The organism is Achromobacter sp. NCFB-sbj8-Ac1-l (genome assembly GCF_052695805.1).
The window spans coordinates 1,054,449-1,080,176 of the sequence record NZ_CP199812.1; the positions used below are offsets into that span (position 1 = coordinate 1,054,449).

General features: G+C 65.8%; 25 protein-coding genes and 1 riboswitch. Of the genes, 13 read left to right on the forward strand and 12 right to left on the reverse strand.

Annotated features, from left to right (window positions below):
- Nucleotides 1–125 precede the first annotated feature (125 nt).
- A riboswitch (yybP-ykoY riboswitch) is annotated at nt 126–288 on the forward strand.
- Nucleotides 289–367: 79 nt separating this feature from the next.
- The 5 genes from ACUDP5_RS04920 (at nt 368) to ACUDP5_RS04940 (ending at nt 7,498) form a co-directional block, all read left to right on the forward strand.
- Complete coding sequence (locus ACUDP5_RS04920; RefSeq protein ID WP_263914713.1) at nt 368–1,372, forward strand: sodium:calcium antiporter; 1,005 nt, start codon at nt 368–370, stop codon at nt 1,370–1,372.
- A gap of 443 nt (nt 1,373–1,815) precedes the next feature.
- Nucleotides 1,816–2,148 (forward strand): hypothetical protein, encoded by a 333-nt coding sequence (locus ACUDP5_RS04925; RefSeq protein ID WP_445658272.1) that lies wholly within the window; start codon nt 1,816–1,818, stop codon nt 2,146–2,148.
- Between the two features lie 421 nt (nt 2,149–2,569).
- Entirely contained in the window at nt 2,570–5,371 is a 2,802-nt protein-coding gene (mgtA, locus tag ACUDP5_RS04930) for a magnesium-translocating P-type ATPase (protein ID WP_445658273.1), read from the forward strand.
- A gap of 57 nt (nt 5,372–5,428) precedes the next feature.
- Nucleotides 5,429–6,535, forward strand: coding sequence for a porin (locus tag ACUDP5_RS04935; RefSeq protein WP_445658274.1), 1,107 nt, complete (start codon nt 5,429–5,431; stop codon nt 6,533–6,535).
- 87 nt (nt 6,536–6,622) lie between these two features.
- A complete protein-coding gene (locus tag ACUDP5_RS04940; protein WP_263914709.1) occupies nt 6,623–7,498 on the forward strand; it encodes a cytochrome c oxidase assembly protein in 876 nt (291 codons plus the stop codon).
- Between the two features lie 57 nt (nt 7,499–7,555).
- On the opposite strand, the gene galU is transcribed toward ACUDP5_RS04940, so the two are convergent.
- On the reverse strand, nt 7,556–8,407 hold the full coding sequence (galU, locus tag ACUDP5_RS04945) for a UTP--glucose-1-phosphate uridylyltransferase GalU (RefSeq protein WP_263914708.1): 852 nt from the start codon (nt 8,405–8,407) through the stop codon (nt 7,556–7,558).
- 72 nt (nt 8,408–8,479) lie between these two features.
- Here galU and ACUDP5_RS04950 point away from each other — a divergent pair, with 72 nt between their 5' ends.
- A complete protein-coding gene (locus tag ACUDP5_RS04950; protein ID WP_445658275.1) occupies nt 8,480–9,988 on the forward strand; it encodes a M48 family metalloprotease in 1,509 nt (502 codons plus the stop codon).
- 47 nt (nt 9,989–10,035) lie between these two features.
- Here the strand turns inward: ACUDP5_RS04950 and ACUDP5_RS04955 are convergent, their stop codons facing one another.
- From ACUDP5_RS04955 to ACUDP5_RS04970, 4 genes are all read right to left on the reverse strand, one after another.
- Nucleotides 10,036–11,136 (reverse strand): alpha/beta fold hydrolase, encoded by a 1,101-nt coding sequence (locus ACUDP5_RS04955; RefSeq protein WP_263914706.1) that lies wholly within the window; start codon nt 11,134–11,136, stop codon nt 10,036–10,038.
- A gap of 14 nt (nt 11,137–11,150) precedes the next feature.
- Nucleotides 11,151–11,573 carry a YybH family protein gene (locus ACUDP5_RS04960; protein ID WP_006393176.1) on the reverse strand — a complete coding sequence of 141 codons (423 nt, stop codon included), beginning with the start codon at nt 11,571–11,573 and terminating at the stop codon, nt 11,151–11,153.
- 35 nt (nt 11,574–11,608) lie between these two features.
- Nucleotides 11,609–11,827: a zinc-finger domain-containing protein gene (locus tag ACUDP5_RS04965; RefSeq protein ID WP_025136835.1), complete on the reverse strand. Its 219-nt coding sequence runs from the start codon at nt 11,825–11,827 to the stop codon at nt 11,609–11,611.
- A gap of 77 nt (nt 11,828–11,904) precedes the next feature.
- Nucleotides 11,905–12,825: a branched-chain amino acid transaminase gene (locus ACUDP5_RS04970; protein ID WP_263914705.1), complete on the reverse strand. Its 921-nt coding sequence runs from the start codon at nt 12,823–12,825 to the stop codon at nt 11,905–11,907.
- A gap of 183 nt (nt 12,826–13,008) precedes the next feature.
- Between ACUDP5_RS04970 and ACUDP5_RS04975 the strand changes: the two genes are divergently transcribed.
- The 3 genes from ACUDP5_RS04975 to ACUDP5_RS04985 all read left to right on the forward strand — a co-directional run bounded on the left by ACUDP5_RS04975 (nt 13,009) and on the right by ACUDP5_RS04985 (nt 15,956).
- Nucleotides 13,009–13,758, forward strand: coding sequence for an AzlC family ABC transporter permease (locus ACUDP5_RS04975; protein ID WP_263914704.1), 750 nt, complete (start codon nt 13,009–13,011; stop codon nt 13,756–13,758).
- A complete protein-coding gene (locus ACUDP5_RS04980; protein WP_263914703.1) occupies nt 13,755–14,090 on the forward strand; it encodes an AzlD domain-containing protein in 336 nt (111 codons plus the stop codon). Before ACUDP5_RS04975 ends, ACUDP5_RS04980 begins: the two co-directional genes overlap by 4 nt.
- Nucleotides 14,091–14,462: 372 nt before the next feature.
- Entirely contained in the window at nt 14,463–15,956 is a 1,494-nt protein-coding gene (locus ACUDP5_RS04985; protein WP_445658276.1) for a DEAD/DEAH box helicase, read from the forward strand.
- 92 nt (nt 15,957–16,048) lie between these two features.
- Here the strand turns inward: ACUDP5_RS04985 and ACUDP5_RS04990 are convergent, their stop codons facing one another.
- Complete coding sequence (locus ACUDP5_RS04990) at nt 16,049–16,432, reverse strand: thioredoxin family protein (protein WP_445658277.1); 384 nt, start codon at nt 16,430–16,432, stop codon at nt 16,049–16,051.
- 63 nt (nt 16,433–16,495) lie between these two features.
- On the opposite strand from ACUDP5_RS04990, the gene ACUDP5_RS04995 reads away from it, so the two are divergent.
- From ACUDP5_RS04995 to ACUDP5_RS05005, 3 genes are all read left to right on the forward strand, one after another.
- Nucleotides 16,496–17,299 (forward strand): EI24 domain-containing protein, encoded by an 804-nt coding sequence (locus tag ACUDP5_RS04995; protein ID WP_445658278.1) that lies wholly within the window; start codon nt 16,496–16,498, stop codon nt 17,297–17,299.
- A gap of 46 nt (nt 17,300–17,345) precedes the next feature.
- Nucleotides 17,346–18,158 carry a molybdopterin-binding protein gene (locus ACUDP5_RS05000; RefSeq protein ID WP_263914699.1) on the forward strand — a complete coding sequence of 271 codons (813 nt, stop codon included), beginning with the start codon at nt 17,346–17,348 and terminating at the stop codon, nt 18,156–18,158.
- A gap of 159 nt (nt 18,159–18,317) precedes the next feature.
- Entirely contained in the window at nt 18,318–19,181 is an 864-nt protein-coding gene (locus tag ACUDP5_RS05005) for an IclR family transcriptional regulator (protein ID WP_263914698.1), read from the forward strand.
- Nucleotides 19,182–19,309: 128 nt separating this feature from the next.
- Here ACUDP5_RS05005 and ACUDP5_RS05010 read toward each other — a convergent pair whose 3' ends face one another.
- Nucleotides 19,310–20,287 (reverse strand): tripartite tricarboxylate transporter substrate binding protein BugD, encoded by a 978-nt coding sequence (locus ACUDP5_RS05010; protein WP_263914697.1) that lies wholly within the window; start codon nt 20,285–20,287, stop codon nt 19,310–19,312.
- Nucleotides 20,288–20,669: 382 nt separating this feature from the next.
- Here ACUDP5_RS05010 and phaP point away from each other — a divergent pair, with 382 nt between their 5' ends.
- On the forward strand, nt 20,670–21,248 hold the full coding sequence (phaP, locus tag ACUDP5_RS05015; RefSeq protein WP_175190832.1) for a TIGR01841 family phasin: 579 nt from the start codon (nt 20,670–20,672) through the stop codon (nt 21,246–21,248).
- A 184-nt stretch (nt 21,249–21,432) separates the two neighbouring features.
- On the opposite strand, the gene ACUDP5_RS05020 is transcribed toward phaP, so the two are convergent.
- From ACUDP5_RS05020 to ACUDP5_RS05040, 5 genes are all read right to left on the reverse strand, one after another.
- Nucleotides 21,433–22,473, reverse strand: coding sequence for a quinone-dependent dihydroorotate dehydrogenase (locus tag ACUDP5_RS05020; protein ID WP_445658279.1), 1,041 nt, complete (start codon nt 22,471–22,473; stop codon nt 21,433–21,435).
- Nucleotides 22,474–22,524: 51 nt separating this feature from the next.
- Nucleotides 22,525–23,280 carry an arginyltransferase gene (locus ACUDP5_RS05025; protein ID WP_445658280.1) on the reverse strand — a complete coding sequence of 252 codons (756 nt, stop codon included), beginning with the start codon at nt 23,278–23,280 and terminating at the stop codon, nt 22,525–22,527.
- Nucleotides 23,281–23,358: 78 nt separating this feature from the next.
- Nucleotides 23,359–24,153 (reverse strand): leucyl/phenylalanyl-tRNA--protein transferase, encoded by a 795-nt coding sequence (aat, locus tag ACUDP5_RS05030; protein ID WP_445658281.1) that lies wholly within the window; start codon nt 24,151–24,153, stop codon nt 23,359–23,361.
- A complete protein-coding gene (locus tag ACUDP5_RS05035; RefSeq protein ID WP_006393199.1) occupies nt 24,150–24,731 on the reverse strand; it encodes an NUDIX hydrolase in 582 nt (193 codons plus the stop codon). Before ACUDP5_RS05035 ends, aat begins: the two co-directional genes overlap by 4 nt.
- Nucleotides 24,732–24,741: 10 nt before the next feature.
- Nucleotides 24,742–25,674, reverse strand: a complete 933-nt coding sequence (locus tag ACUDP5_RS05040; RefSeq protein ID WP_263914693.1) for a LysR family transcriptional regulator — start codon at nt 25,672–25,674, stop codon at nt 24,742–24,744.
- Nucleotides 25,675–25,728 lie beyond the last annotated feature (54 nt).

Genomic DNA, 25,728 nt, shown 5'->3' on the forward strand with positions numbered 1-25,728 from the left:
GCGCGCAGCGCCGTCAGGAAGCTGGAATGCCATTTACTTTACTCGCCGTGCCGCCGATGCGACAGTGCGGCCGCATTCCCGTGCGCGGCGAGCGGATTCACTGGACTGTCATGCCCGCGCTGCTACAATCGCGGCTCTGTCATTGGGGAGTAGCCATCCTTTGTCCCCAAAGGAGTTAGCGTCAACAGACTTGGTGGTTCGGTGCCGCGTAGCGGTTGCCAGAACTCCATGGCGCTAACGGTCTTCGTGTCGCGGCCCACCCGCGCACGAATCAGCCAGGCGAGACCTTTGGCCGCGTAGCGTTCACCCTGGCCGGGCGAGCCGTTGCGTCGCGCCAATTGGTTTCTGCTCGTCCGGCTGCGTCTATATGTTGCTCACCCTGTTCCTGTTTTTCCTGTCCGCGGCAGTGATCTATCTTGCCTGCGAATTCTTCGTCAACGGCGTCGAATGGGTCGGACATCGCTTCCAGCTGGGCGCGACCGCCACCGGCACCGTGCTGGCGGCCTTCGGCACCGCGTTGCCCGAAAGCGCCGTCACCTTCATGGCCGTGGTCTTCGGCGACACCCCCGAACAGAAAGACATCGGCGTCGGTGCCGCCATGGGCGGCCCGCTGGTGCTGGCGACCCTGGCCTATGCCGTCGTCGGTTTTGCCCTGTGGCGCGCCCGTCGCGGCCAACCCGCGCAAGCCAACTGTATCAACGCGGACCAGCGCCGGCTGGCCCGCGACCAGGCCTGGTTCATGGGCATCTTCGTCTTCAAGGTCGGGCTGGGCCTTCTGGCTTTTGCCTGGAAGCCCTGGCTGGGCATCCTGTTCCTGGCTACCTACGGCCTGTACATCAAGCGCGAACTGAGCAACGATGAAGAATGCATCGACTGCGAGGACCTGGAACCGCTCAAGCTGCGCCCGCGTGACGACAACCCGTCGATGTTCTGGGCGGCCACCCAGACCCTGCTGGCGCTGGTCGTGATCGCCGGCGCGTCACACGTGTTCGTCAACCAGATCGAAATCCTGGGCGTGGCCATGGGCGCGTCGCCGCACGTGGCGGCATTGCTGCTGGCCCCGGTGGCCACCGAGCTGCCCGAAATCATGAACGCGCTGATCTGGGTGCGCCAGGGCAAGGAACGCTTGGCGCTGGCCAACATTTCCGGCGCCATGATGATCCAGGCCACCATTCCCAGCGCCCTGGGCATCTTCATGACGCCCTGGCTGCTGGATGGCCCGCTGTTGGCGGCCGGCCTGTTCACCATGCTGTCGATCAGCCTGTTGTGGCTGCGTTTCCGCCGTTCGGTCATGAGCGTGCCGGCGCTGTCCGCGGTGGGCGGTTTCTATGCCTTGTTCGCGGCCTACCTGGGCTGGCATTTCTACGCCTGATGCCGGGCAGGGATGCAGGCCGCAAGCGGTCTGCATCCTTTTTCGCACAAAAGGGGCCTTTTATGTCCCCAAACCTTGTCCATCAGTGGAAACCCGCGTAAAATTTTGCTGTTATCCATCTCAGGAGCAGTCTTCGTGAATACCGATTCCGGCGAAAGTAGTCGATCTTGCATCGACGTCGCTGTTTAACAGGTCCACGCAGAACTCCATCTGCCGCAGCCTGTTGAACAGGTTGCGGTTGTATCCCAAGCCCCAGGCAGCATCCGGGGCAGCAGCGCAAGCCCACGGCTTGCCAGGATTCTCCCCCAACATCATCCGCCAGAACCGCCGCTAGTCGCAGCGCCCGCGTTCGCGCACGTCTGTTTCGTGCCCGCCCGCCCAGCGCCGTGCGTGTGTGCGCGCGTATCCGCGATACCGCTCCCCATTTTGCAATGGAGGTCGTTATGCGTTTCTTCGACTTGTTCCTGCGCCGCGCCGGCGTAGACCGTGCAACCGCCCTGGGCCGCCGCCGCGGCACCTCGCGCCTGACGGTCATCTGTCCGCGTGACGAGCTGGGCGCCCTGCGCAAGCAGATCTGCCTGGACTTCAGCGCCGCCGGACTCGATGTCTCGCAGGTGCAGATCGACCAGGGCACCGACCCGGCCATGGCGTCGGCCTGCATCACCGTCAATTGCCCTCCCGAACTGCGTGGCGAACTGATGTCGCAAGCCCGTCGCCTGAGCGCCAACCCCGCCGTGCGCCACGTGCATTTCGGCGCCCAACCGCTGGCGGCCTGAATCCGCCCCTATTCCCCCAGGAGAGACCATGCCCAGTGCCATAGACCCCGAGCCTCGATTGCGCCACGTGCGTGGCGCCCGGTTGCCTGTCTGACCTGTCCTCTCCATGCGAGCCGACTGGCCGGATAGTCTCCCGGTCCGTACGGAATCCGCAGCCCTGAACCCCCGGCCAGGCCCGCTTCGCGCGCGCCCGTTCCGCCGGCCCCGGTTCTTCCGCTAGTTTCCCGTTCCGCTTCACGCACTCCGGCGCGCCCATCGACGCGATCCGGACACCGGCAACATCGCCCCGGTGCCTGCGCACGCCTGTACGTGGCGGATTCGGCCTGCTTGGCGCAGGTCGTGGCCCCGTGCTGCCTGCGATCAGGCCCGGCTGCCTGTCGTCCGTGTCTCCCAGAACAACACCAAGAACCCGAGCACTCCGATGTTTAAATTCCTGAAGACCTTTTTCTCTTCCGCCGCCGGGTTGCGGCGGTCGGGGCGCCATTTCCGGCGTTCCCCCATGCTTGAAGGCACCGGCCAGGCGGTGGCCGCTACGGCTTCCGACGCGTCGCGTCGCGCCAATCGCCGCATGCTGGATGTATCCCGCATGGATTTCGACGCCCTGTTCTCGATGTTCCGCAGCGGTCGCGGCGGCCTGTCGGAAGTGCAGGCCGACGAGGCCCGGGCGCGCTACGGCGCCAATGAGGTCGACCACGAAAAGCCGCTGACCTGGTATGCCCACCTGTGGCAATCCTTCCGCAATCCCTTCAACCTGCTCCTGACGGGCTTGGCCAGCCTGTCCTGGGTCACCGACGTCTACATGGCCGAGCCCGACGATCAGTCCTGGAAGGGCGTCATCATCATCGGCTCGATGGTGGTGATTTCCACGCTGCTGCGTTTTGTGCAGGAACGGCGCTCGAACCGCGCCGCCGAAGCCCTGAAGGCGATGGTGCAGAACACCGCCACCGTGCTGCGCAGCGATGCCGCCGGCATGGCCGAGGGCGACGCCCGGCGCTTCTTCGGCGCCACGTTGCACGCGTCCGGCTCGCGCCAGATCGAAGTGCCGCTGGCCGAGCTGGTGCCGGGCGACGTGGTGCTGCTGTCCGCGGGCGACATGATTCCCGCCGATTGCCGCATCCTGGGCGCCAAGGACCTGTTCATTGCCCAGGCGGCCCTGACCGGTGAATCGCTGCCGGTCGAAAAGTACGCCGTGCAACGCACCGAGACCGCCAATGCGCTCGAACTGGAGAATATGGCCTTCATGGGCACCAACGTGGTCAGCGGGTCCGGCAGCGCCCTGGTGATCGCGACCGGCTCGGGCACTTACTTCGGTCAACTCGCCGGCCGCGTGACACAGACCTCGCGTATGCCCACCCAGTTCCAGCAAGGCATCAACCGCGTGAGCTGGGTGCTGATCCGCTTCATGCTGGTGATGGCGCCGATCGTGCTGTTGATCAACGGCTTCACCAAGGGCGACTGGCTGGAAGCGCTGCTGTTTGCGCTGGCGATTGCGGTGGGCCTGACGCCGGAAATGCTGCCCATGATCGTCACGGCCACGCTGGCCAAGGGCGCGGTGCGGATGTCGCGGCGCAAGGTGGTGGTCAAGCGGCTGGATGCGATCCAGAACCTGGGCGCAATGAACGTGCTGTGCACCGACAAGACCGGCACGCTGACGCAGGACCGCATCGTGCTCGAACGCCACACGGACGTCTATGGCGCCACCAGCGACGACGTGCTGGCCTATGCCTACCTGAACAGCTACTACCAGACCGGCCTGAAGAACCTGCTGGACGTGGCCGTTCTGCGCCACGCCGAGGTCGAGCGCAAGCTGGCCCTGGCCACGCGCTATCGCAAGATCGACGAGATTCCGTTCGACTTCTCGCGCCGCCGCATGTCGGTGGTGGTCAGCGAAACCGAAAACGGCCGCGAGCACCACGAACTGATCTGCAAGGGCGCGCTGGAAGAAATGCTGGCGGTCTGCACGCGCTTGCGCGTGGGCAACGACGTGCACCTGTTGACCGATGCGCGGCGCGCCGACATTCGTCGTGTCACCGCCGACCTGAACCGCGACGGGCTGCGCGTCATTGCGGTGGGCGTGCGCGAACTGCCACCCACGCAGCAGGCCTATGGCGTGGCCGACGAGTCCGACCTGGTGCTGGTGGGCTACATCGCCTTCCTGGATCCCCCCAAGGAATCCACCGGCCCGGCGCTGGCGGCCCTGCGCGATTCCGGTATCGAAGTGAAGGTGCTGACCGGCGACGTCGAGCTGGTCACGCAGAAGGTGTGCCGCGAAGTGGGCTTCGAGGTCCGCAAGGTCTACCTGGGCGACCAGATCGAGGCCATGGACGACACCCAGTTGGCCCTGGCCGTGCGCGAGGCCAACGTCTTTGCCCGGCTGACCCCGGCGCACAAGGAGCGCATCGTCCATACGCTGCGGGCGCAGGGCAATACCGTGGGCTTCATGGGCGATGGCATCAACGATGCCCCGGCGCTGCGCGCGGCGGATGTGGGCATCTCGGTGGATTCGGCGGTCGACATTTCGAAGGAAGCCGCCGATATCATCCTGCTGGAAAAAAGCCTGATGGTGCTGGAAGACGGCGTGATCGAAGGCCGCAAGACCTTCTGCAACATGCTCAAGTACCTGAAGATGACCGCCAGCTCGAATTTCGGCAATGTCTTCTCGGTGCTGGTGGCCAGCGCCTTCCTGCCGTTCCTGCCGATGCTGCCGATCCACCTGCTGCTGCAGAATTTGATGTACGACATATCGCAGACGGCCATTCCGTTCGACAATGTCGACGAAGAACTCCTGAAAAAGCCGCAGCAATGGGACCCGGCCGGCCTGGGCCGCTTCATGGTGTTCTTCGGCCCCATCAGCTCCATCTTCGACATCACCACCTACGCGCTCATGTGGTACGTGTTCCAGGCCAATGCGCCGGAGCACCAGACGCTGTTCCAGTCGGGCTGGTTCGTCGAAGGGCTGTTGTCGCAGACGCTCATCGTGCATATGATCCGCACACGCAAGATTCCGCTCCTGCAAAGCCGTGCCGCGTGGCCCCTGATGGCCATGACGGTCATGGTGGTCGGAATGGGGTTGTTCCTGCCGTTCTCGCCGCTGGCGGGGTACTTCCAGCTGCAGGCACTGCCGTGGTCCTACTTTCCGTGGCTGGCAGGCATCCTGTTGAGCTACTGCGTCCTGACGCAACTGCTCAAGGGCATCTGGGTCCGCCGCTACGGCTGGCAATAGTCAAACCGAACCACCTGGCGGCGGGCAGGGCGCCCGCCGCGCACTCAGGAGATAGCTATGAAAATCACGACTGTTGCCAAGACGCTGATGGCGGGCGCGGCAGGGTTTCCCTTGATGGCGCATGCGGCGGGCGATGGCCCCGGCGTGCAACTCTATGGCGTGGTCGATGCGGGCATCGCCACCACCCACACGTCGGGACAAGGCAGCCACAGCGGCCTGCTCAACGGCGGGCTGACCGATTCCCTGTGGGGCCTGCGCGGCAGCGAAGACCTGGGCGATGGCTGGAGCACGCGTTTCCAGCTGGAAAGCGGCTTCGACCCGTCCACCGGCAAGCGCGCCGACGACGACCGACTGTTCAACTACGGCGCCTGGGTCGGCATGGCGCACGAGGCCTACGGCGATCTGCGGCTGGGTCGCCAGTACACCGTCGGCAAGACCTACGGCAATGCGCTGGAACTCGCTTCCTGGAAGGAAATGGGCATGGGCGCCACCTTCAAGGCGTCCGACAATTACCAGTTCAGCAACCTGGTCAACTACTACACGCCGACCTGGCAGGGTTTTCAGGCGGGCGTCGGCTATTCATTCGACGCCGACGGCCGCGACCGCTTCCAGACCGCCGCCAACAACCGTGCCATCAGCCTGGGCCTGAAGTACGAGGACGGTCCTCTCCTGGCGGTCGCCACCTGGGACCAGATGCGCCTGGCCGAACCGCTCGCCGGCAGCAGCGGGCGGCCCCAGGCCGTGCAGTTGGGGGCGTCCTACGATTTCGAGGTCGTGAAGGTGTCGGTGGCCTGGTCGCGGCAGCGCAACGGCTATGTCGGCCTGGACGGCGGCGACCCCGACAACCTCGGCCAGAACCTGGGGCCGGCGGCATTTGCCCGCGGCGGCACGGTCAACGCCTGGCTGCTGGGGGCCAGCGTGCCGGTAGGGCACGGCGCCGTGGTGGTGCAATGGTCGCTGGCCAACCCCGACTGGAAATGGGACGACGGCGCCAAGGCGCGCAACGCGCAACTGGTGACGCTGGGTTATACCTACGACCTGTCGCCGCGCACCACGCTCTACGCGTTCGCCGGCTATACGTCCAACTACACCCTGGACAACCAGTTCGATCCGGGCCATTCCCACACGTCGCGTTTTGGCACGGGGATTTCGCACCGCTTCTGAGCCGGACGGGGGCCGCCCGGGTCTACTACAATCGACCCCGGTTGCGCGTTTTAGGCCCGGGCGGCTCCCCCCGCCGGCAATTTCCGGATGACACGCATGGACAGTCTCGAATGGCTCATACCCTGGGAGTTCTCTCCCACGCTGGTGGCCTCCTTCCTGGTGGCCATCGTGCTGTTCGTGCGCGGTCAACGCGTGCACCACGTCTCGGGCGCGCGGCGCGTGCTGTTCTGGGCGGGCATGGTGCTGCTGTACCTGTCCATGCACACCCGCCTGGACTACTACGCCGAGCGCATGTTCTTCATTCACCGCATCCAGCACCTGGTGTTGCACCACCTGGGGCCGTTGCTGGTCATGGCGGCATTTCCCGGGCAGGTCATGAGGGCCGGGCTGCCGATGGCCTGGCGGATCCGCCTGCGTGATTTCCTGCGCACGGGCGCGGGCCGCGCCACCGTCACGCTGCTGACCCACAAGATCTTCGTGCCGACCCTGTTCGTGTTCCTGGTGCTGGTCTGGCTGATTCCGTCGGTGCAGTTCTATTCCATGCTCGACTGGCGCCTGTATCGCGTGATGAACTGGTCCGTGGTGATCAGCGGTTTCATGTACTGGAACCTGATTCTGGACCGCCGCCCCAGTCCGCCTGCCGCAATGACGCCGGGCGGCCGCGTCATCTCACCGATCCTGACCATGCTGCCCCAGATGGTGGCGGGGGCGGTCATCGCCTTCACGGAAAGCGACATCTATCCCTTGTTCGAGCTGTGCGGCCGCGCGATCGCCATGTCTGCGCAAACCGACCAGACCATCGGCGGCCTGACCATGTGGATTCCCGCCGCGCTGGTGGAAGTGATCGGGCTGATGGTGGCCTTGGGCACGCTGATGCGCCTGTCGGCCAAGGGGCGCCTGCGCAAGGCCGACCGGGACGCGATGGCCAAGGCGCGGGCGCGCGCCCGCGCGGCATCTGTCTGAGGCCTGGCCGCGAGCCGTCCTGACGTCTTCAGGAGCCGGCCTGTCGCGGCCGCCGCATCAATCCGTCAGCAGGCCGTGGTACTTCCTGCCCAGCGCTACCGTAGCCTGGAACATCCCCGCCTTATTGCCACAGTCGTAGCGCGTGCCTTCGTAGCGGTGCGCATACACCGCGCGTTCGCGCATCATCGAGGCGATGCCGTCGGTCAACTGGATCTCGTTGCCGGCACCCATCTTGGTCGAGCGCAGGTGGTCGAAGATCGCGGCTTCCAGCACGTACCGGCCCACCACTGCCAGCGTCGAGGGCGCGGCGTCGGGGTTGGGCTTTTCCACGATATGGGTCACGCGTTCGGTGCGGCCGTCGGCGCGCGTGTCGCCCGCGCGGGTAGCCACGATGCCGTACTTGCGGGTGTCTTCTCGCGGCACGTCCTGCACGCCCAGGACACTGGCGTTCTGGGCGACGGCGATATCCACCAATTGCTTCATCGCGGGGGTATCGGCGTCGATCAGGTCGTCGGCCAGCAGCACGGCGAAGGGTTCGTCGCCCACGGCGGGGGCGGCCGACAGCACGGCGTGCCCCAGGCCCAGCGGGGCCGACTGGCGGATATAGAGGCAATTGACGTGGGCAGGTAGAATGCCCCGCACCATGGCCAGAAGCTCATGCTTGCCCTTGCTTTCGAGGTCGGATTCGAGCTCGGGGGCGGAGTCGAAATGGTCTTCGATGGCGCGCTTGTTGCGACCCGTAACGAAGATCAGGTCGGTAATGCCCGCAGCCACGGCTTCTTCGACGGCGTACTGAATCAGCGGCTTGTCGACCACGGGCAGCATTTCCTTGGGCATCGCCTTGGTGGCGGGCAGGAAGCGCGTGCCCATGCCGGCGACGGGGAAAACGGCTTTACGGACGGGACGCATTGAAACCTCGTAGGGGGTAACGATGAAACATTTTAAGCGCATCGCTATCATAGGCTTATGAACCGCAGGAAAATGCCATCCATTTGCTCGATTGCGCAACGGGGCGCGATCGCCGGAATTTGCCTCGCCCTGGTCGCGCCCACTTTGCCCGTGGCCGCCTGGGCCCAGCCCGTGGGCTTGCCCACCATGGGCGCCGCGTCCGCCGCGGATCTTTCGCCCATGCTCGAGCGCAGCCTGGGCGAAGCCATCATGTCGCAGGGCCGCCGCGATCCCACGTATATCGACGACCCCGAACTCAGCCAGTACCTCACCACCATGGGGCGCAAGCTGGCGTCGTTCTCGCCGGGGGCCGTCCCGGACGTTGAAATGTTCGGCGTGCGCGACCCCGAGATCAATGCCTTCGCCATGCCGGGCGGCTTCATTGGCGTCAATACGGGGCTGATCGTGTCCTCGGGCAGCGAGTCCGAACTGGCTGCGGTGCTGGCGCACGAAATCGGCCACGTCGTGCAGCGCCATATCGCCCGCGGCATGACGCAGCAGAATCAGAACAGCATGGTCATGCTGGCCAGTTTGGCGGGTGCTCTGCTGGCCGCCCTGGCGGGCGGGGGGGGCAACCTGGCGATGGGCGTGGCCGCATTCGGCCAGGCCGCCGCCATCAACCGCCAATTGGGTTTTTCGCGCGATGCCGAGCGCGAGGCCGATCGGGCTGGCTTCACCATGCTGACCAAGGCGGGCTTCGACGCCCAGGGCATGGCGCAGATGTTCTCGCGCCTGATGAACGCCTCGCGCCTGAACGAGGGCGCCGGCGGCGGTTCCTGGGCCAGCACCCACCCGCTGTCCATCGAGCGTATGTCCGATGTGCAGAACCGCGTGCGCTCCTTGCCGCCGTCGCGCCACGTCGACAGCGACGATTTCTGGTACGTGCGCGCCAAGATGCGCGTGGTGCAGGGACGCGACGCGGTCAGCCTGCGTTCGGCGACCCAGCAATTGCAGGACGAAGCGCAGGCCCTGTCAGGCGTGCGCCGCTCGGCGGCCTACTATGGCCTGTCGCTGCAGGCCTTCCAGCGCAACAGCCTGGACGAGGCCGAGCGCTATCTGGGGCAGGCCTCGGCCGATGGCCGCGATTCGCCGCAGATGGCCAAGCTGGCCATCGATATTGCCCTGGCCCGCAAGGACTACCGCCGTGCGCAGGACCTGGCGCAGGCCGCCATCCGGCGCTGGCCCGAGCAGCGTGCGTTGGGGCTGGCCTATGCCACGGCGCTGCAAGGCAATGGCCGTCACGCCGAGGCGCAAGAGTATCTGCGTGCCAAGATCAAGCAGTGGGGGTCGGACGAGCCGAGCCTCTACCAGATGCTGGCGCAAAGCGAAGAGCGCACCGGCAAGCCGGTGCAGGCGCGCCGCGATCTGGCCCGCTACTACGTGATGACCGGCGCGTTCGCCGCGGCCGAATCGCAGCTGCAGCAGGCGCGCGGCATGTCGACGGACTTCTACGAGCAGTCGCAGATCGACGTTCAGATCAAGGAAGTGAAAGACAAGCTGGCCGAAGAGCGTCAGTTGCTGGAGCGCTTCAAGTCGGGCTGACGCGGGCCGGACGGCGCCGGCAGGCTGCCGGCACCCCCGCGCGGCACTTATAGCCCGGTCTCGAAGAAGCGGCCCAGGCGCTGCGGCAGCCAGCCCAGGTGTGCGGGGAATGCGCCCGTCGGAAAGCCGGCATGGCCGCCGTCGGTGGGCTGGTGCAGCAGGATGCTGGACGAACATTCGTCCGGCTTGGGCAGGGCGCTGGCCGGAATGAACGGATCGTTCAGCGCGTTGAGCACCAGCGTGGGCACCGAGATCTGCGGCAGCCACGGCTTGCTGGATGCGCGGGTCCAGTAATCCAGCGCATTGCGGAACCCGTGCATGGGCGCGGTGTAGGCGTCATCGAAATCGCGCAGGTCGCGCGCATGCGCGATGCGCATGACGTCGATGGCACCCGGGTAGCGGTGGGCCTTTTCCAGCACCTTGTGCTTGAGCGTCTTGAGAAAATGGCCCGTGTAGACCTTGCGGTTGAAGAATCCGGTGGACAGCGTCTTGCCGCAGGCCACCAGATCCAGCGGTACGGACACGCCCGCGCAGGCGGTCAGCCAGGTGGTCTCTTCGTGGTGCTCGCCCAGGTACTTCAGCAGTGCATTGCCGCCCAGCGACACGCCCACGGCGTGCCAGCGCGCGTGCGGGATGCGGTCGCGCACCGTCTTGAGCAAGAAACCGACTTCGGCGGAATCGCCGGAGTAATAGGCGCGCGCCAGCCGGTTGGGCACGCCGGAGCAACCGCGAAAGTGGGCAATGACGACGATCCAGCCGCGTGCGCGGAAATGGTGCGCGATGGACTGCGCATAGCGGCTGTTGCTGCCGCCTTCCAGGCCGTGGAACAGCAGCAGGGCCGGGGTCTCGGGCGTTTGCGGCAGCGATTGCCAGTCGGCGTCGGTCATCCAGCGGGCCGCGGCAGTCTTGCCATTGGCCACGGGCAATTGGCCGCTGACCGGCGCGCCATCGGCGGCCTTGTGCGGGAACAGCCCGGGGCCGGTCCAGTCGAAATCGACGAAATCGGTATCGGGCGTTTCGACCCGGTCGCGCACGAAGGCAATACGGTGGTACTGCGCGAACAGCGCGGCGTAGACCGTCTGGGCATCGCCTCCGGGCAACCAGGAGGGTACGGGGCAGGGTGTCGAATCGAAACGAGCAGCAGCCAACAAATCCACCCGCTTCAGTGCAGCATGTCGGGTACGTCGTGCAAATCGAGCACCCCGGCTTCCGTGGGCGCCGACGAGGCATGGTGCATGACCATGCGCCAGCCGGTGGGACCCTTGTGGTAGATGTTCGTGGCGTAGCAGTTGGCGAACTGCGTGCCTTCCCGCGTGCGCACGGCCACCTGTTCGACCAGCACATGCACCGCGCACATCATGCTCAGCATGACCAGCGGACGCAGCGGCCGGATGTGCAGGGGGCCATTGGCCAGCACGTGCTGCCAGGATTCGTGCACCGCCGAGTGGCCCACGATGCGCAGGCCTCCCGGATGGATGCAGACGACTTCCTCGTCGTCCGCCCACACTTGCATCAGGCGGACGGTGTCCCCCTGCTCAAGGGCTTCGTAGAACGCGTGTTCTGCTTCTTCGGGCGTGGCGAACATGATGGCGGCAATGGTTTGGCGGTTGCGGCGTAGGCTTAGTGGTGGCCGTGCAGCACGGTGCCGGGCTTGAGCCGGTATTCCGCGCCGCAGTAGGCACAGCGCGCCGAGCCGCTACGGGCGACGTCCAGGAAGACGCGCGGGTGCATGCTCCACAGCGGGGCCTTGGGGCCCGGACAGAAGACGGGCAGGTCTTCGGCGCCGACTTCGATGACTTCGTGGGGGTGCGGGACGGCGGCCGGGGCAGCAGCGGTCATGGAATTTCCTGAATAAAAATACCGGTGGTCGGTAGGTTGGGGCAGTAATGCCGCCCTGGCAGGCAGGGCGGCGCGAATCAGATTTTGCTCAGCCAGTGATGGTACTTCGGGTTGCGGCCATTCACCATGTCAAAAAACGCTTTCTGAAGTTTCTCGGTGATGGGGCCACGCTGGCCCGTGCCGATCTGGCGGTTGTCGACCTCGCGGATCGGCGTGACTTCGGCGGCCGTGCCGGTGAAGAAGGCCTCGTCGGCGATATAAACGTCGTCGCGCGTCAGGCGCTTGGTAACAATGCGCAAGCCTGCGTCGGCGGCCAGTGCGTGGATGGTCGAGCGGGTGATGCCGGTCAAGGCTGACGCGATCTCGGGTTCGCAGAGCACGCCGTCCTTGACGATGAACAGGTTCTCGCCGGACCCCTCGGCCACGAAGCCTTCGGTATCCAGCAGCAGGGCTTCGTCGTAGCCGTCCTGCAAGGCTTCGGTGTTGGCCAGGATCGAGTTGGCGTAGGTGGTGGCCACCTTGGCGCGCGGCATCGTCACGTTGACGTGCTGGCGGGCGAACGACGACACCTTCACCCGGATGCCTTGTGACAGGGCCTCTTCGCCCAGGTACGCGCCCCAGGGCCAGGCGGCGATCGCCACGTGCACCTTCGCGCCCTTGGGCGACACGCCCATTTTCTCGGGGCCGTAGAACACCAGCGGGCGCAGGTAGGCGGATTCGAGCTTGTTCTCGCGCACCACCATCCGCTGGGCCTCGTTGATCGTGTCGCGATCGAAGGGCATCGGGATCTGGTAGATGTGCGCCGAGTTGAACAGCCGGTTGGTGTGGTCTTCGAGGCGGAAGATCGCCGTGCCGATCTCGGCATGGTAGGCGCGTACCCCTTCGAAGACCGACAGGCCGTAGTGCAGGGAGTGCGTCAGGACGTGCGTGGTCGCGTCGCGCCAGGGCACGAGTTTGCCGTCATACCAGATGAAGCCATCGCGGTCAGCCATCGACATGGTCTGCTCCCCTCTCAATGTGAGGGCCGTATTGTATCAAGCGGCGAGGTTACAATAGGCCCCTATTCGCGCACCGGCGTGGTGCCTTCGGGCCGCCGCGGCCCCGGCGGGCGAGCAGGTTGTCGTGAGTTTCCTTCCATAGAGTTCCCATGTCGTCCTGTCCGAATACCCAGGGGCCTGCCGTTGTCCTCTGAGTCCGCGTTTCCCGAAACCGAAGATCCGCGGGTGGTCCGCCAGGAGCGCGTCGCCGCGTTCCGGGCCGGGGTGCACGCCATCGTGCCGGCCCTGATCGCCACCGCAACCTGGGGCCTGGTGACCGGCGTGGCCATGGTCAAGTCGGGCCTGACCGAATCCATGGCGCTGGCCATGACCCTGCTGCTGTACGCCGGCTCGGCCCAACTGACGTCCCTGCCGCTGATCGCCACGGGGGCCCCGCTGTGGCTCATTTTCGCGGCGGGTTGCGTGGTGAACCTGCGCTTTTTGATCTTCGGCGCCGCGCTGCAACCCTATTTCCGCCACCTGTCCTGGCCCAAGCGCCTGGGCCTGGGGTACTTCACCACGGACATGGGCTTCGTGCTGTTCATGCCCCGTTTCGGCGACGCGGCCGAGCGCGGCACCCGCGAACAGCTCTGGTATTTCATCGGTACCATCGCCCCCGGCTGGCTGGTCTGGCAGTCCTCGTCGATCGTGGGCATCTACCTGGGCACCATGGTGCCGACCGGCTGGTCGCTGGACTTCGCGGCCGTGCTGGCGCTGCTGGCCATCACAGTGCCGCTGGCCAATTCCAAGCCCATGCTGGTGTCGATGCTGGCAGCCGGCGTGGTCGCCTGGACTGGCCAGGTGCTGCCGCTGCGCCTGGGCCTGGCGGCGGCGGTCATCGCCGGCGTCGTGGCGGGCATGTGGGCCGAACGCTTCTTCAAGGCGCGCGCATGACCCTCTGGCCATCCGAGATCTACGTCTATTCCGCCATCCTGTTGCTGGCCCTGTGCAGCGTGCTGACGCGCGCCGGCTTCATGCTGTTCGGCGACTACATTCCGCTGCCCGACGGCGTGCGCCGCGCCCTGCGCTACGCACCGGCCGCCGCGCTGACCGCCATCGTGGTGCCGGACCTGCTGCCCTGGAAGGCCGGGCTAGGCCCGATTTTCGACTACAAGCTGGTGGCAGGCGTCGTAGCCATCCTGGTGTTCCTGCGCACCCGCAGCGCGGTGCTGGTCATCGTCGTCGGCATGGTGGTGCTGTGGGGCTTGCGCTGGTTGGCAGGCTGACGACCGCAGTCTGCCCAAGGAGTGTCCACCTGTTGGACACTCCTTGGGACGTGCCGGGGCGGGCTGGCCGGGCGTCAGAGCCGGCCGCGAGGCATTCCTGACACACGCTTGCCCGTGTGGTAGGCCGGCTGCGCTAAAATCAACTTATCCACAGCAATCCGGGCCTGGTACTGCCCCTCATAAGTATCGAAACCAGAATGCGCCACCTGGCCTGCAAGGCAGGGTGCAGATTGCCCGCAATGAGCGGGTGGTTTGCACGTGGCCGCGCGAGCGTGGCGCGCGTTCCGGTTGTCCCGATGCATATGCATGTGCAGTGCTCGCAGCACTCTCGTTTTGTTCTTTTTCACTGGTCCCGGTATCTGCCAAACCCTGATGACTGAATCCACTCAATCCGCAGCACCCACCGCCGCAGCGCCCGCGCCTACGCCCACGTTCTCCGACTTCGGGCTGCACCCCCTGCTGTTGCAATCCATCGCCGAAACCGGCTACACCACGCCCACCCCGATCCAGGCGCAAGCCATCCCCGTCGTGGTCGAAGGGCGCGACGTCATGGGCGCCGCCCAGACCGGTACCGGCAAGACCGCCGCATTCACGTTGCCCATCCTGCATCGCCTGATGCCCTTGGCCAACACCAGCGCCTCGCCCGCGCGGCACCCTGTGCGCGCACTGATCCTCACGCCCACGCGCGAGCTGGCAGACCAGGTCTACGAAAGCGTCAAGCGCTACAGCAAGCAGACGCCGCTGCGTTCGGCCGTGGTGTTCGGTGGCGTCGACATCGGCCCGCAGAAAGAAGCGCTGCGCCGCGGCTGCGAAGTGCTGGTCGCCACGCCGGGCCGCCTGCTCGACCACGTCGAGCAAAAGAACGTGAATCTCAGCCAGGTCGGCATCCTGGTGCTGGACGAAGCCGACCGCATGCTCGACATGGGCTTTCTGCCCGACCTGGAACGCATCATCCGCCTGCTGCCCGCGCAGCGCCAAGGCCTCTTGTTCTCGGCCACGTTCAGCAACGAAATCCGCAAGCTCGGCCGTTCGTACCTGAACCACCCCGTCGAAATCGAAGTCGCGGCGCGCAACGCCACGGCCACCACCATCACGCAGATCGCCTACAAGATGGCGGGCGACAAGAAGCGCGCCGCCGTGGTGCACCTGGTGAAGTCGCGCGGCCTGAAGCAGGTCATCGTGTTCTCGAACACCAAAATCGGCACGGCCCGCCTGGCCCGCGAACTCGAGCGTGACGGCGTCAAGGCCGAATCCATCCACGGCGACAAGACCCAGGCCGACCGCATGAAGGCACTGGAAGCCTTCAAGGCCGGCGAACTCGAAGTCCTGGTCGCCACCGACGTGGCCGCCCGCGGCCTGGACGTGGCCGGCGTGCCTTGCGTCATCAACTACGATCTGCCTTACAACGCCGAAGACTACGTCCACCGCATTGGCCGTACCGGCCGCGCGGGCGCCTCCGGCGAAGCCATTGCCCTGTTCACGCCCGACGAAGAGCGCTTCCTGCTCGACATCGAAAAGCTGATCAAGCGCGAAGTGCCGCGTGGCACGCTCGACGTGCCGGCCGACCTGGTGGCCCGCAGCCATGGCCGCGGTGAAGACCGCGAGCGCGGTTCTTCGTCGCGTGAAGGCCGCGAGGGCCGTGACAGCCGCGAAGGCGGCCGCGAGCGTGGCCGTTCGTCAGACCGCCGCTCGGGCGGCGCCTATGGTTCCAGCTCGTCGCGCCAGCCGGTGGACGATTTCTTCCTCAAGCCCTACGAGCCCTCGGCCGCGCCGGCCCCGGAGCAAGAGCAGGCCCCGCGCCAAAATGGCAATTCGTCCGCACCCAAGCGCCAGATCGCCGTGTTGCTGGGCGGTAGCCGAAAGTGAAGTAAACAGGGCGCATCCGGTATGCGCCCGATGCCCCAAAGAGAAAGCGCCCTGGCCGGGCGCTTTTTGTTTGCAGGTCGTTCGCTGACGAATCAGGCCGTGAGCAGCCGGGGCAAGTCGGGCAGGTCCGACGTCACTGCCGGGCTGTCTTCGTTCAGGCTGTCGAGCAGGCGTTCCAGGTGGCCGATATGCGGCAGCATGGGGCCGTAGAAGACGACTCGGCCTTTGATCTGGACCATCAGGGTGGGGAAATTCTCGACGTCGACTTCGCCCAGCAATTCGGCATGGTCTTCGATGTCGATCCAGGCGAATACATGCTGGCGCAGGGTGCCGGAAAGCGTGCGCAGCTTGGGCCGGTATTCGCCGCAGGTGTCGCACCAGGCGGCGCAGAAACAGGCGATAAGCCAGGACTGGGGCGAGGCCGCCAGTTGGGCGCGCAGGGCGGTCAGATCGGAACCGGGTACCAGGAGTGTCATACGAGCGAAGGCAAGCGTGTTTGACTATCATACCCGGGATGCCCACCTTATATTCGTCATGCCATGACCGCCTTGCGCACTGATACCCAAGCCTCCGGCGCCGGGGGCTTTTCCGGACCTGCGGGCAGCGTGGCGCAAGCCTTCAAGCGCGCGCTGGTCTCGCAATGCCACCCGTCGATGCTGTTCGCGGTGCTGCTGCCATTCCTGATCGCGCTGGTCGGCGCGTTCCTGCTGCTCTGGCTGTTCTGGACGCCCCTGACCGAATGGTTGCGCGTCGAGGCCTCGCACTGGGACTTCGTCAACCGCACTGACGAATGGCTGGTGGCGATGGGGTTGTTTTCGCTCAAGATCTACCTGATACCGGTGATCGCGGCCGCCATCCTGCTGCCGGTGTCCGGCATCCTGGGCCTGGCCATCGCGGCCGTGTTCGTCATGCCGCTGGTGTTGCGCCACGTCGGCCAGCGCGAGTACGCCGGCCTGGGGCGGCAGGGCAAGTTTTCCACCGCAGTCAGCGTCTGGAACGCGGTCTGGGTGTCGGTGGCGTTTGCCGTCGGCTGGCTGCTCACCTTGCCGCTGTGGCTGGTGCCGCCCATGGCCGTGGTGCTGTCGGTGTTCTGGTGGGCCTTCGCGTTCTCGCGCATGATGCGGCTGGACGCCATCGTCGAACACGCCAGCCCCGCCGAACGCAAGATCATCCTCAAGCGCAACAACGGCGGCTTCTGGGTCATCGGCCTGATCTGCTCGCTCTTGAACCTGCTGCCGCCTGCCTGGATCATCCTGCCGGTGTTCTCGGCGCTGGTCTATGCACACTACGGGCTGGACGCCGTCCAGCGCCTGCGCCAGGAACGCACCATCGACGTCGCCTGACCGTCACGCCTTTCCCCCATTCAACCGCCTCAATCTGGAACCGGACATGGCTGCAGAATCCGCCTCCCGCCGCATCGGCCTCATCATCGTCGGCGACGAAATCCTGTCGGGCCGCCGGCAGGACAAGCACTTCTCCAAAGTCGTCGAACTGCTCGCCGCGCGCGGCATGCAACTGAGCTGGGCCGAATTCCTGCCCGACGAGCGTGACACGCTGGTGGCCGCCTATCGCCGCAGCTTCGCCACGGGCGACGTGGTGTTCTCGTGCGGCGGCATCGGCGGCACGCCCGACGACCATACCCGCCAGGCCGCCGCTGCGGCGCTGGACCTGCCGCTGGCGCTGCACCCCGAGGCCGAGCAGGCGATTGCCCTGCGCACCGCCGAAATGGCGGCCAAGGGCCAAGGCACGGCCGACATGAGCGCGCCGGAAAACCAGCAGCGCCTGCAGATGGGCGTCTTCCCCCAGGGCTGCGAGATCGTCCCCAATCCCTACAACCGCATTCCCGGGTTCTTCATCCGCGACCACACCTTCGTGCCGGGCTTTCCGGTGATGGCCTGGCCGATGCTCGAATGGACGCTCGATACGCGCTATCGTGCATTGCAGCATGTGCGCCAGCACGCCGAGCATTCCTTCCTGGTGTTCAGCATGCCCGAATCGCGCATCACCCCGGCGATGCAAACCGTCGAAACCCGCTGGCCGGGTGTGCGCGCGTTCAGTCTGCCCAGCGTCGGCGAGGCCGGCGGCACCCCGCACATCGATCTGGGCGTCAAGGGGGAACCCGCGGCAGCGGCCGAAGCCTTGGAGTTCCTGCGGGGCGAAGTGCTGCGTCTGGGCGGCAAGCTGGCGCCGCCTGCGGGCTGACGCCGCACGGAATCAAAACGGGGCGCGTCCCCGTTTTGTCGATAAAAAACCGGTTGCCAAATCTTCCAGCAAATTTCACAATACGGGAAAGAACTGTTTGCTGCGTTGCCGCAAGACCGGTCTCTTTCGGTGGCGCCGCGTGAGCCCCATTTCCTTCCTATGTCCCGTCTTTCCACCCCCCGCAATGCGCTGGACGCCGAGGCCGATGGCGCGTCGTCCCACCCCATCGCCATCCAGGTCATCGAGCGCGCCATGCGCCTGCTCGACGCGCTGGCCGCACAGCCCGAACCCGTCACGCTCAAGGAATTGTCCGCGACCACCGGGCTGCACGCGTCCACCGCGCACCGCATCCTGAACGACCTGGTCGTGGGGCGCTACGTTGAAAGAGTGGACAACGGCCTGTATCAGCTTGGCATGCGGCTGCTGGAGCTGGGCTCGCTGGTGAAGGGGCGGCTCAATGTGCGCGAGGCCGCCATCTCGGCCATGCGCTCGCTGCACAAGCTGACGGGACAGACCATCAACCTGTCGGTGCAGCAAGGCGACGAAATCGTCTACATCGACCGCGCCTGGAGCGAGCGCTCCGGCATGCAGGTGGTGCGCGCCATTGGTGGGCGCGCGCCCTTGCATCTCACGTCCACCGGCAAGCTGTTCCTGTCCACGGGTGATACCCGTCAGGTGCGCGCCTATGCCTTGCGCACGGGCCTGGCCGGTCACACCCGCAACAGCCTGACCGACCTGGACCGTCTGGAACGTGAACTGGCGCTGGTGCGGCGTCACGGCTATGCGCGCGATAACGAAGAGCTGGAGCTGGGCGTGCGTTGCATTGCCGCCGGCATTTTCGACGACACGGGCAAGCTGGTCGCGGGCCTGTCGATCTCGGCCCCGGCCGAACGGTTGCAGGACGACTGGATCAAGGCCCTGGTGGATACCGCTGCCAGCATCTCCGAGGCGCTGGGCTACGAGCCATCCGTATCCCCCGGCTTCAATGGACTGGGGCTGGCCGCCGAGGCCATGCGTAGCTGACCGGCGCTTGCCCCTGGAACGAAAAAAAGCCCCGCAAGGGGCTTTTTTCAATGCCGGCCGCAGAAGCCCGCGGCTGCGCCTGTCGGGTACATCCGACGCGGCGGACGTGCCCGACCGGCGCGCTGGCGTTATTGCTGCTCGACGCCGGCCTTCTTGAACAGCTCGGCCCACTGCGGCACCTGCTGTTTCACCTTGGCGTCCAGCGCCTGGGGATTGGCTTCGGCGGTCAGCACCGTGGCGCCCAGCTGCTTCATGCGTTCCTGGAATTTCGGATCCGCCAGACCGGCCTGCAGGCTCTTGATCAGCTTGTCCACCACCGGCTTGGGCGTACCCTTCGGCACCCACATGCCATGCCAGATGCCGACTTCAAAGCCCTTGAAGCCGGACTCGTCCATGGTCGGCAGCTTGGGCAGGGTGGGCACGCGCTGCAGGCTGGTGACGGCGTAGGCCTTGACCTTGCCGCTGTCGATCTGCTGCGTGGTGTTGGTGGTCTGGTCGCAGAGCAGGTCCACCTGCTTGCCCAGCAGGTCGTTCATGGCCGGAGCGGTGCCCTTGTAGGGAATGGTCAGGAGCTGCACGCCCAGGGCTTCGACCAGCATGGTGCCGCACAGGTGGCTGGCCGCGCCGATGCCGGCATTGGCGAGCGAAACCTTGTCCTTGTTCTTTTTGACGTACTCGGCCAATTCCTGGATGGTGTTGGGCGGGAAGTCCGAACGCGCAATGATGGTCATGGGCACATCGACCACCAGGCCGATGGGCTCGAAACTCTTGTAGGGGTCGTACCCCGGATTCTTGTACAGCGACGGCGCCGTCGAGAAGCCGGCGTGCATCAGCAGCACCGAATAGCCGTCCGGCTGCGAGCGGGCCACTTGCGTGGTGCCGATGGTGCCGCCCGCACCGCCCTTGTTTTCGACCACGACGGTCTGGCCCAGCGTGTGCCGCATGGCTTCAGCCAGCGAACGCGCGACGTTGTCCGTCGGGCCGCCTGCGGCGAAAGGCACCACCATATTGATGGGGCGTTCCGGGAATTCCGCGTGGGCGGCGCCGGCCGCGAGCATGGCGCTGGCCGCGAGCAGGGCCGAAAGCGTGCGGGGGATGAGGGTCATGAAGTCTCCAATTGCAGGGTTTTGCTTGCTGCGATGTGTTTTTGACCGCTGACTTATCGTTTGTGTTTATCTGTCATCAGCGTGCAAGCAGTGTAGAAAAGAATTGATACGCCGTCATGTCCGGTATTTCCCGAATCATGGGAAATCCTTGCGCGCCGTCAAACGGGCGACGGGTATGCACTGTTAAAGTGCAAATAGTTGTTGCGTTGCACCAATATTGCTTGACAAGGTTTTTTTGGCCCGTAGAATGTGAATTGTGCAGTGCATCAAACGGGCCGGCGGTAGCTTGTAGTACCAGTTTCCGCGCACGTTTTTAATTTCGTCGCAGACACCATCCTTACCTGCCGGACAGCCTCCGGCTACCCCCTAAAGGAGCAATTCTATGAGCGCTATCCCGCAACAAGTCCTGGACCGTCAAAAAGCCAGCATCAACACGTTCGTGGCCGCCCAGTCGGCTGTGTTTGCCGGTTTCGAAAAATTGGTCGAGCTGAACCTGAAGGTCGTGCGCGCCACCCTGGACGAAGTCGCCCAGAAGTCGCAGCAAGCCACCGAAGTGAAGGATCCGCAAGAAGCCGCCGCGTTTGCCTCCGGCCTGCTGCAACCGGGTGCCGAAAAGGCCCTGGCGTACACCAAGCATGTGTATGACATCGTTGCCGGCGTGCAAGGCAACCTGGTCAAGCTGACCGAAGAACAGATCGCCGAAGGCCAACAGCAGCTGACCGACGCCGTCGAGCAGTTCTCCAAGAACGCCCCCACGGGTTCGGAAAGCGCCGTTGCCCTGATCAAGTCGTCGTTGGCCACCGCCAACAGCGCCTACGATTCGCTGACCAAGGCCGCCAAGCAGGCCGCCGAAGTCGCCGAGTCCAACCTGAATGCCGCCGCGAACGCGACCTTCAAGGCTGCGACGGATGCCGCCGACGCCGCCACCAAGGTTGCCAGCCGCAGCCGCCGCAGCGCCTAAGTATTTGGCGCGCAGTGCTGCGCAAATTGCAGTTATGTAGTACTGTTGAGTGACAGAGCAGAGCTGGAATTAGGGCCACCCTTCGGGTGGCCTCTTTTTTTGCCTGCGTTCTGTGTCTTCGGGCGCCGCGGTGCAAACGTCCGGCGCGGCAAGCCTGCGGCGTGCCGGGTTCAGGTAGCCGGTCTCAGCGTGCGACGGCACGCACGCATTCGCCCACCAGGGCGGGGCCGCGGTAGATCAGGCCCGTGTACAGCTGCACCGCATCGGCGCCTGCCTGCATTTTCTCGAGGGCCTGACGGCCCGACAGCACCCCGCCCACGCCGATGATCGCCAGGCTGTCGCCCAGGCGTTCCTTCAGTCGGCGGATCACCGCCAACGACAATTCATGCACCGGTGCGCCCGACAGGCCGCCGGCTTCGTCGGCATGCGCCATGCCCGTGACGGCCTCGCGCGACAACGTGGTGTTGGTGGCGATCACGCCGTCGATGCCGTGGCGGGGCAGGGCATCGGCGATGGCGTCGATCTGCTCGGTGGTGAGGTCGGGGGCGATCTTCACTGCCATGGGCACGCGGCGCTGGTGCTGGTCTTCCAGGGCCCGGCGCTTGTCCGCCAGCAGCGCCAGCAGTGCCGACAGTTCGTCGCCGCCTTGCAGCGCACGCAGGTTCTTGGTGTTGGGCGATGAAATGTTCACCGTCACGTAGTCGGCATGCGGGTACACGCCCGCCAGACCGATCAGGTAATCGTCCGCCGCGCGTTCGATCGGCGTATCGGCGTTCTTGCCGATGTTCAGGCCCAGGATGCCGCCTTGTTTGCGCCACTGGCTGCGCTGCACATTGGCCAGGAACGCGTCCAGACCCTGGTTGTTGAAACCCAGGCGGTTGATCAGCGCATTGGCGCGCGGCAGCCGGAACATGCGCGGCTTGGGGTTGCCGGGTTGCGCGCGCGGGGTCACCGTACCCACTTCCACGAAGCCGAATCCCAGATTGCCCAGCGCATCGATATAGGCGCCGTTCTTGTCCAGGCCCGCGGCCAGGCCGATCGGGTTGGCCAGCTGCATGCCCATCAGGGTGCAGGGCGCCTTGGGTTGCGCGTGCAGCAGCTTGCGGGTGGCGCCGCAATCGTAGGCCCGTTGCAGTCCCGACAGGGTGACTTCGTGGGCGGTTTCCGCGTCCATGGCGAACAGCGCCGGGCGGGCCAGGGGGTAGGCGTGGAAGAGGATCGACATGGAGCGGGATTGTAAAGCGTCTTTGGCCGCCCTTGCCGCAGCGGGGCGGGGTCAGGCCGGATCGGCTGGCGGGGGCGCGGCTGGCGTAGGCGCTTCGCGCCAGTTGCCGTCGATCAGGTACTGGGCCGGGTGGAAACTGGCCTTGTACGACATCTTGCGGCTGTCTTCGATCCAGTAGCCCAGGTACAGCCACGGCAGGTTGAGCGTGCGGCACTGTTCGATCTGCCACAGGATGCTGTAGGTGCCCAGGCTGCCCGGCACGTCGGGATCGTAGAAGGTGTAGACCGACGACAGGCCGTCATCCAGCACGTCGATGATGGACACCATCATCAGGATGCCGCCCGGGTCGCGGAATTCGACCAGGCGGGTATTGACGCGGCTGGTCAGGAGGAACTGCGCATATTGAGTGCGGCTGTCTTCGTCCATGCCGCCGCCGGGATGGCGACCCTGCTGGTAGCGGGTGTACAGCCGGTAGTGTTCCGGCGACCAGGCCAGTTCCGCCACGAAGGACTGCAGGTCGCGGTGGTCGCGCCAGGCGCGTCGTTGGCTTCGATTGGGGGCGAAGCCGGCGGTGTCCACCCGCACCGGCACACAGGCGTGGCAGTTGTCGCAATGCGGGCGGTAGGTGAACAGGCCGCTGCGGCGAAAGCCTTGCTCGACCAATTGGGAATACGTGCCGGCGTTGATCAGGTGGCCGGGCGCGGCCACCTGCGACCGTGCCTGGCGTCCTGGCAGGTAGCTGCAAGGGTAGGGAGCGGTCGCATAGAACTGCAGCGTGGAGAAGGGTAATTCTTTAAGCTGGCTCATCTGGGGTCCCGGCGTGCGGCGCCAAGTCCGTGACGGGATAGGTACATATTAACGCCTAACCCGGGCATCGATGTGGCGTCAGGTCCCGGCTTGGGGATAGTCCGGGGCAGTGCCCGGGCGGCTGGCGGCTGGCGCCAGGGGAATCAGCCGGCCGGCGCTGTCCAGGCGGCCGGGCGCCCAGGCGATGGCGGGGGCGGCGGTGGCGGCGCGCACATGCGACAGGAAATGCGAGCGCGGTACGGGCCTGGCGCCCAGACTGGCCAGGTGGCGGGTCTGCTGCTGGCAGTCGATCCATTGCACGCCCTGGGCGGTCACATAGCGCACCAGGTAGGCCAGGGCGATCTTTGACGCATTGGGCACGCGTGTGAACATCGATTCGCCGAAGAACATACGGCCCAGGCTGATGCCATAGAGGCCGCCGGCCAGTTCGCCGTCTATCCACGTTTCGATGCTGTGCACGTAGCCGGCCTCGTGCCAGGCGCGATAGGCCTGGCGCATGGCGGCGGTGATCCAGGTGCCCGGCTGGCCGTCTCGTGGCGCGGCGCATTGCGCCATGACATCGGCAAAGGCCGTGTCGACCCGCACGTCGATGCGCGGGGTGGCGGCGGTTTCCTGGCTGGCGACCTGCCGCAGCAATTTACGCAGCGAATGCGACGGGGCGAAATCCTTGCACGCCAGCACCATGCGGGGGTCGGGACTCCACCACAGGATGGGCTCGCCTTCGGAATACCAGGGAAAGATGCCGTTGGAATAGGCCTGGATGAGCCGGTCGGTGGTCAGGTCGGCGCCAGCCGCCAGCAGGCCGTCCGGATCGGTCAGCGCGAATTCGGCCGGTGGGAACGGCGTGTCTGCAGCAAGCCAGGGCAGCTTCAACGGTGCGATTCGAGGGTGTAGTGGTGAGGGCCGAACGTGCCGCGCTTGCGGTCCTCGAAATAGCGTTGCAGCGTGGTCGCCACGGTGCGGAACGCCAGGTCGTCCCAGGGGATGTCGGCCTCGTCGTAGAAGCGGGCTTCCAGGCTTTCCGGGCCGGGATCCAGCTCGGGGCCCAGCACCTCGGCCAGGTAGAAGACGTGCACCTGCTCGATCTGCGGGACGTCGATGATGGTGTAGATCTCGCCCAGCCGGATGCGCGCGCCGGATTCTTCCAGCGTTTCCCGGCCGGCGCCCTGGGCGGTGCTTTCGCCCAGTTCCATGAAGCCCGCCGGCAGCGTCCAGGTGTTGTAGCGTGGCTCGATGGCGCGGCGGCACAGCAGCACGCGGTTGTCCAGCACCGGCACCGTGCCTACCACCAGGCGGGGGTTCTGGTAATGGATGGCGCCACAGTGGTCACAGATGTCGCGTTCGCGGTTGTCGCCCTCGGGCACCCGGCGGTTCACGGGCGAGCCGCATTGGCTGCAGAAATTCGCACGGCGGGGCGCGGGAAAGTATTCGAGGGGCGATTTGGCGGTCATGGGATCGATTCTACCGGCTGTGGCGTCGGCTGGCTCGCCGGGCGGGGGGCGCCGGGGTCCGGCCGCCGAAGCGTTCTTCGAGGTGCTCGACGAACGAACGCACCTTGGGTGACAGGAAGCGCCGGTGTGGGTAGACGGCGTACATGGAAATCGGGGTGTGGCCGTAATCCTGCAGCAGCGCCACCAGACGGCCCGCGCGCACGTCCTCGCCCACCAGGAATTCCGGCTGCAGGATCACCCCGTGTCCGGCCAGGGCGGCCGTACGCAGCACGTCGCCGTTATTGGCGCGCAGCGCCGCATTGACCCGCACCAGGTGGGTGATGCCGTCTTTCTCGAAATGCCATTCGTTGCCCGTGCTGGCATAGGCGTAATGCAGGCAGCGATGTTGCTTCAGGTCTTCAGGCACTTGCGGCGCGCCGTGGCGCTCCAGGTAGGCGGGGGCCGCGCACACCAGCAATTGCTGAGGCGCCAGCGGCCGCGCCACCAGCGATGAATCCTGCAGCGGTCCGATGCGCACCGCGACGTCGTAGCCATCTTCGACCAGGTCCACCACGCGGTCATTCAGGTCCAGGTCGATCACCACGTCCGGATAGCGCAGCAGGTATTCGGCGATGGCCGGGCCCAGGTGCAGGATGCCGAAGGACACCGGCGCGCTGATCCGCAGGCGGCCGCTGGGGGCCTGGCCTTCGGCTTGCAGCGACAGTTCCAGGTCGGCCACTTCCGCCAGGATCGGGCGTACCCGGTCGTAGAAGGCGCGGCCCGCGTCGGTCATGCTGAGCTTGCGGGTCGTGCGGTTCAGCAGTCGCACGCCATACTTTTCTTCCAGGTAGGCGATCTGCCGCGTGACCACGGAACGGGCCTGGCCCATCTTGTCTGCGGCGGCCGCGAAAGAGCCCAGTTCGACGACCCGGGCGTAGGTCTGCATCGCAGTATGAGTGTCCATATCGTGTTCGGCATTGTTACCAATCGGGGAACAATAAGTTGCGATTTTGCATGT

What these genes read in the sequence shown, in the direction of transcription:
- ACUDP5_RS04920 (WP_263914713.1), top strand. Translation starts at nt 368, where the DNA reads ATGTTGCTCACCCTGTTCCTGTTTTTCCTGTCCGCGGCAGTGATCTAT.
- ACUDP5_RS04925 (WP_445658272.1), top strand. Translation starts at nt 1,816, where the DNA reads ATGCGTTTCTTCGACTTGTTCCTGCGCCGCGCCGGCGTAGACCGTGCA.
- mgtA (WP_445658273.1), top strand. Translation starts at nt 2,570, where the DNA reads ATGTTTAAATTCCTGAAGACCTTTTTCTCTTCCGCCGCCGGGTTGCGG.
- ACUDP5_RS04935 (WP_445658274.1), top strand. Translation starts at nt 5,429, where the DNA reads ATGAAAATCACGACTGTTGCCAAGACGCTGATGGCGGGCGCGGCAGGG.
- ACUDP5_RS04940 (WP_263914709.1), top strand. Translation starts at nt 6,623, where the DNA reads ATGACACGCATGGACAGTCTCGAATGGCTCATACCCTGGGAGTTCTCT.
- galU (WP_263914708.1), bottom strand. Translation starts at nt 8,407, where the DNA reads ATGCGTCCCGTCCGTAAAGCCGTTTTCCCCGTCGCCGGCATGGGCACG.
- ACUDP5_RS04950 (WP_445658275.1), top strand. Translation starts at nt 8,480, where the DNA reads ATGCCATCCATTTGCTCGATTGCGCAACGGGGCGCGATCGCCGGAATT.
- ACUDP5_RS04960 (WP_006393176.1), bottom strand. Translation starts at nt 11,573, where the DNA reads ATGTTCGCCACGCCCGAAGAAGCAGAACACGCGTTCTACGAAGCCCTT.
- ACUDP5_RS04965 (WP_025136835.1), bottom strand. Translation starts at nt 11,827, where the DNA reads ATGACCGCTGCTGCCCCGGCCGCCGTCCCGCACCCCCACGAAGTCATC.
- ACUDP5_RS04970 (WP_263914705.1), bottom strand. Translation starts at nt 12,825, where the DNA reads ATGTCGATGGCTGACCGCGATGGCTTCATCTGGTATGACGGCAAACTC.
- ACUDP5_RS04980 (WP_263914703.1), top strand. Translation starts at nt 13,755, where the DNA reads ATGACCCTCTGGCCATCCGAGATCTACGTCTATTCCGCCATCCTGTTG.
- ACUDP5_RS04985 (WP_445658276.1), top strand. Translation starts at nt 14,463, where the DNA reads ATGACTGAATCCACTCAATCCGCAGCACCCACCGCCGCAGCGCCCGCG.
- ACUDP5_RS04990 (WP_445658277.1), bottom strand. Translation starts at nt 16,432, where the DNA reads ATGACACTCCTGGTACCCGGTTCCGATCTGACCGCCCTGCGCGCCCAA.
- ACUDP5_RS04995 (WP_445658278.1), top strand. Translation starts at nt 16,496, where the DNA reads ATGACCGCCTTGCGCACTGATACCCAAGCCTCCGGCGCCGGGGGCTTT.
- ACUDP5_RS05000 (WP_263914699.1), top strand. Translation starts at nt 17,346, where the DNA reads ATGGCTGCAGAATCCGCCTCCCGCCGCATCGGCCTCATCATCGTCGGC.
- ACUDP5_RS05005 (WP_263914698.1), top strand. Translation starts at nt 18,318, where the DNA reads ATGTCCCGTCTTTCCACCCCCCGCAATGCGCTGGACGCCGAGGCCGAT.
- ACUDP5_RS05010 (WP_263914697.1), bottom strand. Translation starts at nt 20,287, where the DNA reads ATGACCCTCATCCCCCGCACGCTTTCGGCCCTGCTCGCGGCCAGCGCC.
- phaP (WP_175190832.1), top strand. Translation starts at nt 20,670, where the DNA reads ATGAGCGCTATCCCGCAACAAGTCCTGGACCGTCAAAAAGCCAGCATC.
- ACUDP5_RS05020 (WP_445658279.1), bottom strand. Translation starts at nt 22,473, where the DNA reads ATGTCGATCCTCTTCCACGCCTACCCCCTGGCCCGCCCGGCGCTGTTC.
- ACUDP5_RS05025 (WP_445658280.1), bottom strand. Translation starts at nt 23,280, where the DNA reads ATGAGCCAGCTTAAAGAATTACCCTTCTCCACGCTGCAGTTCTATGCG.
- ACUDP5_RS05035 (WP_006393199.1), bottom strand. Translation starts at nt 24,731, where the DNA reads ATGACCGCCAAATCGCCCCTCGAATACTTTCCCGCGCCCCGCCGTGCG.
- ACUDP5_RS05040 (WP_263914693.1), bottom strand. Translation starts at nt 25,674, where the DNA reads ATGGACACTCATACTGCGATGCAGACCTACGCCCGGGTCGTCGAACTG.